Origin of the sequence: Micromonospora mangrovicola (assembly GCF_047200535.1) — a bacterium.
Taxonomy (GTDB): Bacteria; Actinomycetota; Actinomycetes; order Mycobacteriales; family Micromonosporaceae; genus Micromonospora.
Map to the genome: position 1 here is coordinate 1 of NZ_JBJZOG010000076.1, position 13,750 is coordinate 13,750.

The following is a 13,750-nucleotide window of genomic DNA, read 5'->3' on the forward strand; positions in this document are numbered from 1 at the left end:
CAGGACTTCGCCGGAAACACGCTTACGCCTGGGAGCCGGCATTAGTCGTCATCCTCCTCGTCCACTGAGCCGTCCGCGCGAAGAGATCGAATGAGTTTCATGAGGTTGGCGCGGTCGCGCTGCGTCCGTTCGCGTAGGGCAGGACTACCGCGGCGTGAGTCGAGGAAGTTGTCGATCCGGGCGACGCCGTCGGTGAGGACAGCAAGGTGTGCGAGACGGAAAAAGGCGTTGCCGCAGCCCGCTCCGATGCAGAGGTGGTCGCCAAGATGTGGCCCATCAGGACCGCAACCTGCGGTGGGCGCTTCGAACATGCAGTCGTTCGTCAGTCCGAGGTGAAGCCGGTCGGCGACTGATTCGGCGATCCGGTCGGCTCGTGACGGGTCGGCGATGACCTGAGCTCGGAAGTCGATGATCTGTTTCGCTGGCGTGCCGGCGACGGGGCTGGTTCCTCGGATGAGCTGCAGGGCCTGCTCGCGAATAACCGCCACGCGGGCTGAGTTCATGTGACGAACGGCTTGTTGCTGGCCGTCGCTCGCATAGCCGGTGGTGGTCCGCCAAGCGGCGTGACCGAGTTGGATGCCCAGGCCAAGTTCAGCGCCGGGCTTGGTAACCGCGTAAACGCTGAAGGAGCGGCGGAGGGTGGCGGCGTTGATGTTCGACAGCGTTTTGGTGTCGATAGGCGTGAGGCCCAGTCCTTGCCCTCGGCCGGGCCTCTGCTGTGGAGGGTCGTTGATCATGGCGACGAGCCGGGGGATGTCTCGGTAGGCGTCGTAGTCGCCGACATTGCTGGCACTGCGCGCAAACAGGTGTGTGGGATGTTCAGACAGCCGGCACAAGATGTCAAGTGTGCGCATGACCGGGGCGGGAGCCCACCACCCACGCAGAGTGCCGACCGGATCGGTCTGCCCCTTATATTGCCGGCTGATGAGGGCGGGCAGGTCGTCCCGTGTTGTCGCGGATCTCCGGGTCAGGGCCTGCACCTCACTGTCCCGCATCCCGGTCAGCGAGGACAACAGCATGTAGCAGGCGGCGCGTAGAACGCTCTCCAGATACTCGGTCTCGCCCAACCCGACCTCGGCGATCCAGGGACTGCTGCTGCCATCATCGTGTCTGACAGTCACACTGGGTGTGATCAGGCCACCGTATGCGCTGCGCGCCGGGTCCGCCGCCATGTCCTCAAGCAATGCAACAGCCGCCGGCCGGTAAGAGCCATTCGTTGATTTGAAGATCGAGTCGTTGATTCGAAGCATCCGGCAGAGCAGGCTGACGTTGGGCTTGCCTCGTTCGCCAGGGCTACGACCGAATCCGGTGTGCAGTGGGACGATGCCGCCCTGCTCCGCCCAAGCCGCGAGGATCGTCCAGGCGTTGTTGCCCGCAGGACCACGCGGAGCGTGGGGCAAATCGCGAACGACTCTGAGCGCGGCAAAAATGTCCTCCGAGAAGCGGTCCACGAACGCCCATGCCGCCGCGATCGTCGGTGCCCAAGTCCGCCAAGGCAGCGGCGCGCGAAGGTTCTCCGTGGGCCGCCTGTACCCAGCCACATCGGCCGCGCTACGGGCTCCCCAGGGCATGAAGCGAAGTCCACCGGGCAGAGCGGGTGCGCATTGGCGGAGGAGTTTGAGGGTCTCCACGTACTGGCGAACACCGCCGGGGGTGAGACCATTGCCGTTCTCGCGGTGCCGCCCTTGCTGGACGTCGTGCAGCACGTCGTCAGCGTCGCTCTGACGCCAGGCGGTGAAGTCTGCCAGGCCACGCTTGAGGCCCCAGGTAGCGAGTACACGCAGTCGGAGGTAGTGGCCGTAGACGGTATCCATGGGAGCGGGCAACTCCCGCCGCACGACACCTGCCTCAACGACCCCCGGGTGGTCAGGTTGAGCCAGGACCATGAGTAGGTCTACACAGGTGGAGTGATATGACGCTGGAAGCAGCCCCAGGTCGATATTTCGCTCCCCCTGGCTTTCACGGTGGACGATTACGCGACAGTCCCATACGCTCTCGCCGTAGCGCGGCCCATCTGGGTACGCGGCCCAGACGGGTTCGCCGATGCGGAACAGATTCTGCCCCGCCGCCTCGTGGGGTAGTGGTCTACCCGTCGTCATCAACACCCCTCATGTCATTGCGCGTGCCAAGGTGCAAGGGGACTAGCGACATTCGCTGGCGCGCCCCCTCGATCTCGGCGGCGGGGAAGGCGGGCAAGACGATCTGCGTAAGCGCCTCATGGATGAGCTTCCAATGCTGCTGCCAGGCGGCTGGGTCGGCGGCTCGAGCGGGGTCAGCAAGGTCGGCGACGACCAGGGCCGCTGGCAGATGGTGGCGAGTGATGAGTGCGTTGCCGCAGCCAAAGCACGTGCCCATCATCGAGCGGCTACAGGTGGTTCCGGCCGGCTCGTGTGGGCTGTTCTGCGGATCCCGGCAGGCAGCGTGCGGGCCGTCAAGATCGCCCCGCAGCAGGGCGTTAGCGGTATCGGAGTCAAGGCTCGGAGTGTCCTGCCCCTGCTGAAGGAGCACCTCCGCTTCAGGCGTGATGACCGTAGGACCCTGAACAGCCGCTTCAAACTGCTCAGTGACGGCCTCCAGGAGGATCCGTCCGGCCTCGGCGCGTAAAACGGAGCTGTTGGCGTAGTGACCGAAGAAGGTTTGCGGGGTGTGCCGCCGGCCCGTACGCAGGTAACGGGCTGGATTTGCGAGGGCTTCGCGGGCGGTGACGACCTTCCGAAACCGCGAGAAATTGGGCAACCCGTGCACCTCCAACCCTGCTGAAGCGAGCCAATGGCGGAGGGTGAATCGCCGAGTGTTCCAGGCTGCTTCAGTGACCCGCCCATCCGGCTTCTTCATGATCCACAGCCGCAGCTGGTCGCTCTTACGCCGGAGGCCCGCCGTGAGCCGGAGTGAGTTGGTCAGTGCGCGGTGCGCGGCACGGTCACGCCGGGTGTAGACCTCCTGGTAGGTCGCTCCGGCCCGGTTCTTCGTGTAGGTGATGGCGTACTGCTCGACGAGGTCGCGCTCGGCCAGCCAGGTCAAGCGCTCGGCATGCGTCATGCGAGCCACCGCGGTGTCATGCTCTGCGGCAGCGGTCGCCACGATGTTGTTGAGCGTGAGGGCTCGGAGCACCTCGGGCGGTTCACCGGTCGCTAGGGACAGCAGGATGTGGAGAGCGACGATCACGCAGGCGCTCGGATTCGTCTCGTTGGACGTGAGTGCGGCGTGGACGACGCGGTGCGCCTGCCCACGCAGACGCCGAACCTCCGCGGGAGCGAAGGCTGGGAGGCCCTCGGTGGGGACGTACCGGAGCCGCGTGTTGCTCTCCAGCCGGTGGACGACCTCTTGGTGCAGCGTGCCGGGGCCATCATCCTCGATCCGACGCAACAGGGCAAAGACGTAGATGGCTTTTCGGTAGGGGGTGTCCGTGCGCTGCTGTCGGTGCTGTTTGAGAAGGTCACTCTCCCACGCGTCCAGGTGCCGTCGGCGTAGATCAACGAGCCCGAAGGAGCCCTCAATCCCGATCTCATGTGGCTGACGGCACACATGATCAAGGAAATACCGGACTGAAGACGTAAAGTTGCCATCACCTCGGCCTAACTCCTCGACGACCTCCAGCCACTTGTCGGCTATCTGGGCGGCGAGCAGTGGGAGCGCGTAGTGGTTCGGGTCGATCTGGATGGTGCGGTCGTAGCTGTGGTCCCGCCAGCGGTGGCTGCGAGGTTGGAAACCCGCCGCCCTAGGCCGTTGGTGGTACGCCGGGATGCTCGGGGTCGCATAGGAGCCGCGGGTCATGCATCACGCTCCGCCGACGGCGCCTGGCCTGGTTCCGTGTGGCCCACGAGGTCGGCTGCCGTCCGGCGCAGCACTGTTGGCACATCCTCGGTCCAGGTCTCGGCGGCGAACAGGTAGTCCTGAGTCGTATTCATGCTCGCGTGACCGAGCAGTTCCATGACTGTCAGGACAGGGTTGGCTAGCAGGTAGTACGGGTTGCCGGTCCGCTCGCGGCCCTCCTGCATCAAGCCGTGCAGCATCCGGACGGCGTAGGTATGCCGCATGGTGTGTGGACTGACGGTGATGTGTTGTGGCGGCCGCAGCGCGTCGCCTCGCTCCGCGACCCGGTCACGGGCGTTTGCAAACAACTCGTTCCAGTAGCCAAGCACGGGCGGGAGTCCCCCCCTGGAGGACAGGAACAGGCCGAGCGGTTCGATGGTCCCCTCGTCGGTGACGTAGGCCGCGACGGCCCGCTGTTCGTCGGTGAGCCCCTCCACCGGGACCTGATGACCATCTTCGATCACATGCGGCCGGTTGTGCCGGGTGGTGACACCGTCGACCAGGTGCAGACGCCCCTCTCGGCGCAACCCGCGAAGGGTGGGTTGGGCCCGTTGCACAATTGCGGCTCGCTCGGTCACCCGGTAGAGATCCACGGCCTGTGCGACCTCCTGTGTCACGTAGCTCGTGCGGGTTACGTCCTTCTTGCCAGCGCGGCGGAACGCGTGCAGGTCACCGACTGGCATCTGACCGGGGCGCGGAACCTCACAGTCGAGCAGGAAGGCACACTCCTCACGCCGAAGCCCGGTGCTCGCGAGCAGGAGGCCATAGCAGTAGTCCCGTTCCGGATAGGCCGGCGCGAACTCGGGATCGGCCCCGTCCCCGCGTAGCCCTACGTCGAGGAAATGCCGTGTCTGCTCCGCCTTGAGGAACTTGGCGGTGCGCCGCTTGCGGGTGCGAGGCATCAGCATGTTGCGGCCGGCCCACCGCGGCACCGGGTCGGATGGCACCCAGTTCATCGCGACCGCATACCGGAAAAAGCCGGAGATACAGCCCATCTCGGTCGCCAGACTGGTCAGTTCCAAGACTCGTTTGCGGCTGTTCCGGTAGGCCACGAGATCCGCCCGCACGGCATCGGTGAGATCAACTTTCGGCTCGCCGCGTTCGGCCCAATATTCGTCGAGGTTCACCCCGGCGTCACGGGCGCGGGACTCGGCGCGAGACCGTCGGAGAAAGCGCAACAGCCGGCCCAAGTGGTAGACGTGGGACCGGCGCATGCTCTTGAGGTCAAGCCCGCTCTGGGTGTGCGCGTCGAGCAGGTACTGGTTCAGGTACCGGCACCCGGTCACGGTGCCGTCGTCGTCCACCACAAACGCAAAACCGTCCGGCAGGCGCAGCCGGTCGAAGACGCTGATGACCCATGCCGGATCGACACACTTGCCGTTCGGGAGCGCGAGCGGACCGCGGCCGACCAGTCGGCGGTCGATCTCGACAACCCTCACCGAAGTCCCCGCCCTCCATGAACCCAGTGGAGCACCGGCAGCGATCCATCGATGGAGGACACTACCAGGAGAGCTGCATACGAAAAGGTCCTGGGAGTGTCAGAAGACACTCCCAGGACCTGAACTGTGGAGGTGCCGGGAATCGAACCCGGGTCCTTCGCCGCCTTGTCAGGGCTTCTCCGAGCGCAGCTCGCTGTGCCTCTACTCGGCCCCTCCGATCACGCGAGCGAGTCGGTGTGACGGGCCCAGTCGCTGATTGATCTCGCCGCACGGACCCCGCGACCGGGTCCGATTGGCCAGCCTTCTAGCTGATGCCGGCTAACTGGGTCGAAGGCGCTCCCAGGCCGACAGACTTGCTACTCGCCTCAGGCGGCGAGAGCGAAGTCAGCGCGATTGTTCTTGGCGCTTATTGGTTTCCGACGACCGATTCACGAGACGACGTCGGCTTCCTCGGCTCGCTTCCCCTGCCGCAACGTACGAAGTCGAAACCAGTCACCCCCTCGAAGGGCTGCCCCTGTCGGCAGCACCACCAAGCCTAACGCCTGGCACAACCGGATTCATTCCGAGCCCGGCCGCCAGCCGCCACCCGGACAAACCGGAAGTTTCACTCATGCATCCCCTTGCCGCGCCGGCCCGCCACGCGGGCCATCTCCCGCTCGGCGTCCCGCTTGGCGAGGTCCTGCCGCTTGTCGTACGTCTTCTTACCCTTGGCCAGGCCGATCTCCACCTTCGCCCAGCCGTCGGAGAAGTAGACCTGCAACGGCACCAGGGTGAGACCGCTCTCCCGGGTCTTGCCGATCAGCCGGTCGATCTCCAGCCGCTTGAGCAGCAGCTTCCGGGTGCGCCGGGGCTCATGGTTGGTCCAGGTGCCCTGGGTGTACTCCGGGATGTGCATGCCGTGCAGATAGAGCTCGCCATTGCGCTCCTGGGCGAACGCGTCGACCAGCGACGCCCGCCCGGCCCGCAGCGACTTGACCTCGGTGCCGGTCAACGCCATGCCGGCCTCGTACGTGTCGAGGATGGCGTAGTCGTGACGCGCCTTCTTGTTGGAGGCGACCACCTTGCGGCCCTTTTCCCGTGGCATCGGCGCCACCTCCCTTCCGTGGTGTCCGCGACCCACGGCCGCGGAGCGGGATCATGTTACCCGAATGACAAGGGCCCTCCCGCGCCGTTTATTCCGGCACGGGAGGGCCCTCGGAGAGCCGTCGCGGGGACTAGACCCGCAGGTAGAAGCGGAGCGTGACCCAGGCGGTCACCGCGCTCACCAGGCCACCGACGGCGGCCATCAGCGGGAACGTCAGCAGGATGTCGGACCAGGAGATCGGGGTGATCAGGCCCTCCAGGGCGGACAACGAACTGCCCGCGGCCACCACCTTCACGGTGGCCAGCGCGACCAGGCCGAGGACCGAGCCGAGCAGGCCGGCGACCACGGCCTCCAGCACGAAGGGCGCCTGGATGAACCAGTTCGAGGCGCCGACCAGCTTCATGACCGCGACCTCCCGCCGCTTGCTGTACGCGGCCACCTGAATGGTGTTCGCGACCAGCAGCAACGCGGCGACCGCCATCACGATCGCGATGGCCAGCGCGCCGTTCTGGAAGCCGGTCAGCACGCCGAAGACCTTGTCGAGGAGCTTGCTCTGGTCGACGATCTCGTCGACGCCCTCGGTGTCCTTGTACTGGTCGTAGATGTTCTTGTACTGCTCCGGGTTCTGCAGCTTGAGCCGGAACGACTCGGGCAGCTGGTCCGGCTTGACCGCATTCACCAGGTCCGGGGCGTCCGCGTACATCTTCTGGAAGCGCTCGTACGCCTGCTGCTTGTCGACGTACGTCACCTCCTTGACCAGCGGGTCACCCTTCAGCTTCGCGTCCAGGTCGGTGCGCTGCTGCTCGCTGACGTCGGTCTTGAGGAAGATCGAGACCTCGACGTTCTCGTAGTAGAGGTCCTTCATGTCGCCGACCTTCTGGTACAGAAGGCCGCTGCCACCCAGCATGAACAGCGACACCGCCATCGTGATGATCATCGCGATGGTCATGGTGACGTTGCGCCACAGTCCGACCAGTACCTCGGACAGGACGTATTTCATCCGCATCGGGAAATTCCTCCGGCTCTCCGGCGTGAGGTGTTCGTCGTCATGGTCTACGGATCGTCAGCCGGAACGGCTCAGCCGTAGACGCCGCGGGCCTGGTCGCGCACGATGCGGCCGCTCTCGATCTCGATGACGCGGCGGCGCATCTGGTTCACGATGTTGGAGTCGTGCGTGACCATCACGACGGTCGTGCCGGTGCGGTTGATCCGGTCCAGCAGGCGCATGATCTCGATCGACGTATCCGGGTCCAGGTTTCCGGTGGGCTCGTCCGCCAGCAGGATCAGCGGCCGGTTCACGAACGCCCGGGCCACCGCGACCCGCTGCTGCTCACCACCGGAGAGCTCATGGGGGTAGCGGTGCTCCTTCCCACCGAGCCCGACGAGCTCCAGCACCTCCGGCACCACCCGGCGGGCGACCGCCTTGGTCTTGCCGATCACCTCCAGGGCGAACGCCACGTTCTCGTACGCGGTGCGGTTCGGCAGGAGGCGGAAGTCCTGGAAGACGCAGCCGATGGAGCGCCGGAAAGCGGGTCGCTTCCAGGAGCGCATCGACGTGACGTCCCTGCCGTTGACGACGATCCGGCCCTTGTTGGGGGTGACCTCGTGCAGCAGCATCTTGATGATCGTGGACTTGCCGGAGCCGGATGGACCGATGAAGAAGACGAACTCGCCCTTCTCGATCGAGACGGACACGCTGTCGAGCGAAGGCCGGGACGCCTTCGGGTACGTCTTCGTCACTTGCTCAAGCTGAATCACGGGTCGAGAGTCTACGCGGTGTAACGGAAAGGCCAAGCCCCCCGCCCCACCCTTGCGGGGCGCGTCATCGATTCAGCCGGTCAGGCAGAGATCGATGACGCGCTCCGTCCGACCCCGGTCACGCATTGTCAGCGGTGAGCTGCTGCTGCTTCCGCCAGCGGATGCCGGCCTCGATGAAACTGTCCAGTTCGCCGTCGAAGACCGCGGACGGATTGCCCGTCTCCTGCTCGGTCCGCAGATCCTTCACCATCTGATACGGGTGCAGGACGTACGAGCGCATCTGGTCGCCCCAGGAGCCGGCGGCGTCGGTCTTCAGGCCCTGGAGCTTGGCCTGCTCCTCCTGCCGCTTGCGCTCCAGCAGGCGGGCCTGGAGCACCCGCAGCGCGGAGGCCTTGTTCTGCAACTGGGACTTCTCGTTCTGGCAGGTGACCACGATGCCGGTCGGGACGTGGGTGATCCGGACCGCCGAGTCGGTCGTGTTCACGCTCTGCCCACCCGGGCCGGAGGAGCGGTAGACGTCGATCCGCATCTCGTTCTCAGGGATCTCGATGTGGTCGGTCTGCTCGACGACCGGCAGCACCTCGACGCCGGCGAAGCTGGTCTGCCGGCGGCCCTGGTTGTCGAACGGACTGATCCGGACGAGCCGGTGGGTACCGGACTCGACGCTCAGCGTGCCGTAGGCGTAGGGCACCTTGACCGTGAAGGTGGCCGACTTCAGGCCCGCCTCCTCGGCGTACGAGGTCTCGTAGACCTCGGTCGGGTAACCGTGCCGCTCGGCCCAACGCAGGTACATCCGCAGCAGCATCTCGGCGAAGTCCGCCGCGTCCACGCCACCGGCGCCGGCGCGGATGGCGACCAGCGCCTCCCGGGAGTCGTACTCGCCGGAGAGCAGGGTGCGGACCTCCATCTCCTGGATGGCCTTGGTCAGCCCGGTGATCTCCGACTCGACCTCGGCCAGCGCACCCGGGTCCGACTCCGCCTGGGCGAGCTCCAGCAGCACCCCGGCGTCGTCGAGCCGGGAGCGGAGGTCGCCGAGCTTGCTGATCTCGCCGTTGACGTACGACAGCTGCGACGTCACCTGCTGCGCCTTGGCCTGGTCGTCCCAGAGGTCGGGCGCGGACGCCTCCTGCTCCAGGCGGGCCTTCTGCTCGCGCAGCTTGTCGAGGTCGAGAACGGCCTCGATGTTGCGCAGGGTGGCGTCGAGTTCCTTGAGCTGTTCGGCGTAATCGGCAGCGGTCACGACAAACAAGCGTACTGCCTCACCTGGCCCGGCCGGCGCAGGTGGTCAGCCGACCGGCGCGGACTTGAGCCAGGACAGGGCCGCCTTGTGGTAGGCGACGGCGAACTCCAGCGCGCTGGCGTCGTACGACTCGCCTTCCTTCTTGGCGTTCTTGACCTGCTCGCGCACCGCCGCCAGGGCCTCGGTGTGGTACTCGTTAGCCGAGGCGTACAGGTTCTTGAGCTGACTGGCCGAGTGCAGGTTGCCGAAGGCGATCCGTAGCGCGATCGGGTTACGGATGGTGTCCTTGCCGGGGTTTTCCGCCAGCCAGCGGGAGAATGTCCGTTTCCCGGCCGCCGTGATCGCGTACGGCTGGCTCATCCGCGGCCCGGGCTTACCGAGCCGCACCAGCCCTTTCTCGGCCAGCACCGGCAGCTCCCGGTAGACCTGGCTGCGGGTCATCGACCAGTACGGCGCCAGCCGGCGCTCGGCGGCGGCCATCAGTTGACCGCCTGTCATCGGGCCGTCGTGCAGCAGGCCCAGCAGGGCCGCCGCCGTCGGGTTGACTCCGGATTCCGCCATGCCCTCTAAGCTGCCACTTTGTCGGACCTGGCGTCCAGGATTTGCCGTTTTCGCCACCTGTCGAGCGGTCCGATGTGCACTGTCGGCCGACGACAGTCCGCCGGGGACGCCGATGCCGGCCCCGCCGATCGGCGGCGGGCGGGGCCGGCCCGGCCGCCGGGGACGCTCCGTGCGTCACCGGCGGCCCGGTCCGAGTCAGCCCATGTGCGGGTACGAGTGGTCCGTCGGCGGGACGAAGGTCTCCTTGATGGTCCGCGGCGACATCCAGCGGACCAGGTTGTGCCAGGAGCCCGCCTTGTCGTTGGTGCCGCTGGCCCGGGCGCCACCGAACGGCTGCTGCCCGACCACCGCGCCGGTCGGCTTGTCGTTGATGTAGAAGTTGCCGGCCGCGTACCGCATCTTCTCGGCCACCTGGTCGACCACCCGGCGGTCGGTCGCGAAGATCGACCCGGTCAGCGCGTACGGGGCGATCGACTCGGCCTGGTGGACCACCTCGTCGAAGCGGGCGTCGTCGAAGACGTGCACGCCGAGGATCGGACCGAAGTACTCGGTGGTGAAGGTCTCGTGTGCGGCGTCGGAGCACTCGAAGAGGGTCGGCCGGACGAAGTACCCGACCGAGTCGTCGGCGGTGCCACCGGCCAGGATCTTGCAGCTGTCGTCACCCTTGATCAGCTCCAGCGCGGCGGTGTGCCGGCCGAACGCCTTGTCGTCGATGACCGCGCCGCCGAAGTTGCTGAAGTCGGTGACGTCGCCGTAGGTCAGCGAGTCGGCGGTGGCGGCCAGCCGGTCCCGCAGCCCGCCCTCCCAGATCGACCGGGGGATGTACGCCCGGGACGCTGCCGAGCACTTCTGCCCCTGGTACTCGTACGCGCCGCGGATCAGCGCGGTGTGCAGGGCGTCCACGTCGGCGCTGCTGTGCGCGACGACGAAGTCCTTGCCGCCGGTCTCGCCGACCAGGCGCGGGTAGCCCCGGTAGCGGGCGATGTTCTCGCCGACGGTCTTCCACAGGTGCTGGAACACCTTGGTCGAGCCGGTGAAGTGGATGCCGGCCAGGTCCGGGTCGGCGAGCACGACGTCGGAGACCTCCTCGCCGCGCCCGGTGACCATGTTGATCACGCCGGGCGGCAGGCCGGCGGCCTCGAACAGACGCATGGTGAAGTGCGCCGCGAACTGCTGCGTCGGGCCCGGCTTCCAGACCACGGTGTTGCCGAGCAGCGCCGGCGCCGACGGCAGGTTGCCGGCGATCGCGGTGAAGTTGAACGGGGTGACCGCGTAGACGAAGCCCTCCAGCGGGCGGTGGTCGAACCGGTTCCACACCCCCGGCGACGACATCGGCTGCTCGGCCAGCAGCTTCCGGGCGAAGTACACGTTGAACCGGAGGAAGTCGATGAACTCGCAGGCCGAGTCGATCTCGGCCTGGACGGCCGTCTTGGACTGGCCGAGCATGGTGGCCGCGTTCAGGGTGTCGCGCCACGGGCCGGAGAGCAGGTCGGCGGCGCGCAGGAAGATCGCGGCGCGCTCCTCGAAGGGCAGCGCCCGCCACATCGGGGCGGCGTCCTTGGTCGCCTTGACGGCCGCGCGGGCGTCGTCGTGGTTGGCGTGACCGGTGACCCCGAGCACGTGGGCGTGCTGGTGCGGCTGGACCACGTCGATCGACTCGCCGCCGGCCATCCGCTGCTCGCCGGCGATGGTCATCGGCAGCTCGATGCGGTCGGCGGCGAGCTCGGCCAGCCTCCGCTGGAGCCGCTCCCGGTCGGCGCTGCCGGGCTCGTAGGTGTGGACCGGCTCGTTGCGCGGCTCGGGTACGGAGAACACGGCGTCCATCACAGGCTCCTGTGCGATCTCGACGGCGGTGGCGAAACCGGACCCGCGGGCACCGGCCGGGCGGCCGGGTGCCGGGCACCGCGCGGCGGACCGGTCGCGGCGGCGGGACCTAGGCCGATTCTTCCACGCGACGGGGCCCGACACCCCCACCGGTGCCGCCTCCGATCGGAGCACCGGACGCACCCCAACACAACGGACCGTAGGTCGTAACCCACCCTCAACCGATGAACCGTCGGATCGAGCCACACATCGCCTGCGATCCGTCACCGGCCATGCCGGCCCCGGTGGGCCGGTCCCGCACCGCCGGGCGGGTCCGGAGGGACGCCCGGGGTGACGCGTACGCTGGATGACCGGTGACCCTGCCCGGCCCGGCGCGGCCGATCCGGCGTCCGTCGAAAGGGAGACGATGAGCAAGCAGCCCGGCAGCTCCACGGCCGCGGAGCCGGACCAGCCCGAGGTCGCCCCGGCCGAGGTGACGGACCTGCCCGGGGCCGAACCGGCGCTCCCGGCGGCGGACCGGCCGGCGTGCGCCCCCGGCGCGCTGCTGCTGGCCGTGCTGGCGGCCGGCTGGCTGGCCGCCATGCTCTGGTCCACCCGGGCGGCGATCACCTCCGCCGCTGCCGGCGTCACCGCGATCAGCCTCTCCGCGTACGCGCTGCCCGGCGTCATCACCGCCGCGCTGGTCGCCGGCGGCGCCGTCGCGCTCGCGGTGACCAACCCGATCGGCCGGGCCACGCTGCGCTTCCTCGCCGCCGTCGGCACCGGCCTGCTGGTCGGGCTCGCCGCCGCGGTGGCGATCAACCTGACGTACGCCGACAACGCGACCACCAACACCATCGCCGGCACCACCGCCGCCGCAGCGATCATCGGCGGCGCGGCGGCCGGCGCGCGCAACGCCCGGGTGGTGGGCGCGCTGGCCACGGCGACGCTGGCCGCGCAGGTCTTCGTGGTGCTGTTCAGCCGCGCCAGGGACCCGCTCTCCGACCTGTTCGGGGCCGGGGACACCCAGCAGTCGATGCTCGACGCCGCGAAGTGGGTGTCCCGGACCGAGTCGCTGCTCGCCGGGCTGATCGCCGGGCTGGCGGCCTTCGGCTACCTCGCCTGGGCCCGCCGCCGGGCCACCCGCCGGGACGGGGTCGCACCGGAGCTGCGCTGGCCGGCGTACCTGGTCGCCGGGGCCGGGCCGGGCCTGCTCCTGCTGCTCACGGAGGTGATCATCCGGGTCGGCGGCCACGGCCTGCTGGAGCTGGCCGCCGCGCTCAGCGACGCGGACCAGGTGGCACAGACGGCCCTCGGCACCTCGCGGATCGACAACGGCATCTGGGTGCTCTTCGTGGGGGCGCTGACCGCGCTCGTCGCGTTCGGTCGCACCCTCGGCCCCCGCCCGACTGTGGACGAGGACGAGGACGAGCCGGCGGGGGCCTGACCCGCCCCCGGCCGGGGGCGCCTCAGCCGACCTCGCGGAGCAGCAGGTCCAGCTCCGTCACGTCGTACCACTCCAGCTCGTGATCCTCGGCGCCGTCAACGGTGAACTGGGCGTCCGGGTCACCGGCCTGAGCCTCGGCGACCACCTCGGCGGCGGCCGCCACGTCCTCCACCGCCTCCGCGCCGTCCACATGGATCGCGGCGACCACCTTGACCGGCACCGGCCCGGCCAGCCGGACCAGGCTGGAGCCCAGCTCGCCGTCGGCCCGGCCGACCGCGCGGGCCGGCAGGTCCACCGAGACGACCACCCGCCGCCGGGGCGCGGCCGGGTCGGCCCGGAGCAGCAGCAACGCGTCCTGGGCCGCTCGGGTAAAGGCGACGTACTCCAATTCCTCCTCGTCACCCTCGGCGTACCACTCGCGCAGCTCCGGGGTGACCGCGTGCGCCTGCTCGGCGGCCAGCCCCTCCGCGCGCAACCGCGCCAGCATCGGGACGGTCGCCGGCACGTACACCCGGACAAGCTCGTCGGTCACCGGTCTCTCCCAAGCTCAGGCCCGGCCGGCGGACACCGGCTCCGGGCGCCGATCATGCCGTACGCCGTGAACG

General features: G+C 68.3%; 11 protein-coding genes and 1 other RNA gene. 1 reads left to right on the forward strand and 11 read right to left on the reverse strand.

Features of this window, described 5'->3' with window-relative positions; genetic code table 11:
- Positions 1–41 precede the first annotated feature (41 nt).
- The 10 genes from ACL02O_RS24700 to pruA form a co-directional block, all read right to left on the reverse strand.
- Positions 42–1,814 (reverse strand): hypothetical protein, encoded by a 1,773-nt coding sequence (locus ACL02O_RS24700; RefSeq protein WP_412820536.1) that lies wholly within the window; start codon positions 1,812–1,814, stop codon positions 42–44.
- Positions 1,815–2,085: 271 nt separating this feature from the next.
- Entirely contained in the window at positions 2,086–3,774 is a 1,689-nt protein-coding gene (locus tag ACL02O_RS24705) for a hypothetical protein (protein WP_412820537.1), read from the reverse strand.
- Positions 3,771–5,252, reverse strand: a complete 1,482-nt coding sequence (locus tag ACL02O_RS24710) for a tyrosine-type recombinase/integrase (protein ID WP_412820538.1) — start codon at positions 5,250–5,252, stop codon at positions 3,771–3,773. Before ACL02O_RS24710 ends, ACL02O_RS24705 begins: the two co-directional genes overlap by 4 nt.
- 124 nt (positions 5,253–5,376) lie before the next feature.
- Positions 5,377–5,752: a transfer-messenger RNA gene (gene ssrA / locus ACL02O_RS24715) on the reverse strand.
- A gap of 104 nt (positions 5,753–5,856) precedes the next feature.
- Complete coding sequence (gene smpB / locus ACL02O_RS24720; RefSeq protein ID WP_412820539.1) at positions 5,857–6,336, reverse strand: SsrA-binding protein SmpB; 480 nt, start codon at positions 6,334–6,336, stop codon at positions 5,857–5,859.
- 130 nt (positions 6,337–6,466) lie between these two features.
- On the reverse strand, positions 6,467–7,342 hold the full coding sequence (gene ftsX, locus ACL02O_RS24725; protein ID WP_412820540.1) for a permease-like cell division protein FtsX: 876 nt from the start codon (positions 7,340–7,342) through the stop codon (positions 6,467–6,469).
- Between the two features lie 71 nt (positions 7,343–7,413).
- The gene (gene ftsE / locus ACL02O_RS24730) at positions 7,414–8,094 is read right to left on the reverse strand and encodes a cell division ATP-binding protein FtsE (protein ID WP_412820541.1); all 681 of its coding nucleotides are present in this window, start codon (positions 8,092–8,094) and stop codon (positions 7,414–7,416) included.
- Between the two features lie 118 nt (positions 8,095–8,212).
- Complete coding sequence (gene prfB / locus ACL02O_RS24735) at positions 8,213–9,334, reverse strand: peptide chain release factor 2 (protein ID WP_412820542.1); 1,122 nt, start codon at positions 9,332–9,334, stop codon at positions 8,213–8,215.
- 45 nt (positions 9,335–9,379) lie between these two features.
- The gene (locus ACL02O_RS24740; protein ID WP_412820543.1) at positions 9,380–9,895 is read right to left on the reverse strand and encodes a PadR family transcriptional regulator; all 516 of its coding nucleotides are present in this window, start codon (positions 9,893–9,895) and stop codon (positions 9,380–9,382) included.
- A 195-nt stretch (positions 9,896–10,090) separates the two neighbouring features.
- The gene (pruA, locus tag ACL02O_RS24745) at positions 10,091–11,719 is read right to left on the reverse strand and encodes an L-glutamate gamma-semialdehyde dehydrogenase (RefSeq protein ID WP_412820544.1); all 1,629 of its coding nucleotides are present in this window, start codon (positions 11,717–11,719) and stop codon (positions 10,091–10,093) included.
- A gap of 406 nt (positions 11,720–12,125) precedes the next feature.
- Between pruA and ACL02O_RS24750 the strand changes: the two genes are divergently transcribed.
- Positions 12,126–13,145 (forward strand): hypothetical protein, encoded by a 1,020-nt coding sequence (locus tag ACL02O_RS24750; RefSeq protein WP_412820545.1) that lies wholly within the window; start codon positions 12,126–12,128, stop codon positions 13,143–13,145.
- A 22-nt stretch (positions 13,146–13,167) separates the two neighbouring features.
- Here the strand turns inward: ACL02O_RS24750 and ACL02O_RS24755 are convergent, their stop codons facing one another.
- The gene (locus ACL02O_RS24755) at positions 13,168–13,677 is read right to left on the reverse strand and encodes a DUF6912 family protein (protein WP_412820546.1); all 510 of its coding nucleotides are present in this window, start codon (positions 13,675–13,677) and stop codon (positions 13,168–13,170) included.
- Positions 13,678–13,750 lie beyond the last annotated feature (73 nt).

Bases quoted from the DNA above. Each gene is read 5' to 3' on its own strand.
- ACL02O_RS24700 (WP_412820536.1), bottom strand. From the start codon at position 1,814: ATGGATACCGTCTACGGCCACTACCTCCGACTGCGTGTACTCGCTACC.
- ACL02O_RS24705 (WP_412820537.1), bottom strand. From the start codon at position 3,774: ATGACCCGCGGCTCCTATGCGACCCCGAGCATCCCGGCGTACCACCAA.
- smpB (WP_412820539.1), bottom strand. From the start codon at position 6,336: ATGCCACGGGAAAAGGGCCGCAAGGTGGTCGCCTCCAACAAGAAGGCG.
- ftsX (WP_412820540.1), bottom strand. From the start codon at position 7,342: ATGCGGATGAAATACGTCCTGTCCGAGGTACTGGTCGGACTGTGGCGC.
- ACL02O_RS24740 (WP_412820543.1), bottom strand. From the start codon at position 9,895: ATGGCGGAATCCGGAGTCAACCCGACGGCGGCGGCCCTGCTGGGCCTG.
- pruA (WP_412820544.1), bottom strand. From the start codon at position 11,719: ATGGACGCCGTGTTCTCCGTACCCGAGCCGCGCAACGAGCCGGTCCAC.
- ACL02O_RS24750 (WP_412820545.1), top strand. From the start codon at position 12,126: ATGAGCAAGCAGCCCGGCAGCTCCACGGCCGCGGAGCCGGACCAGCCC.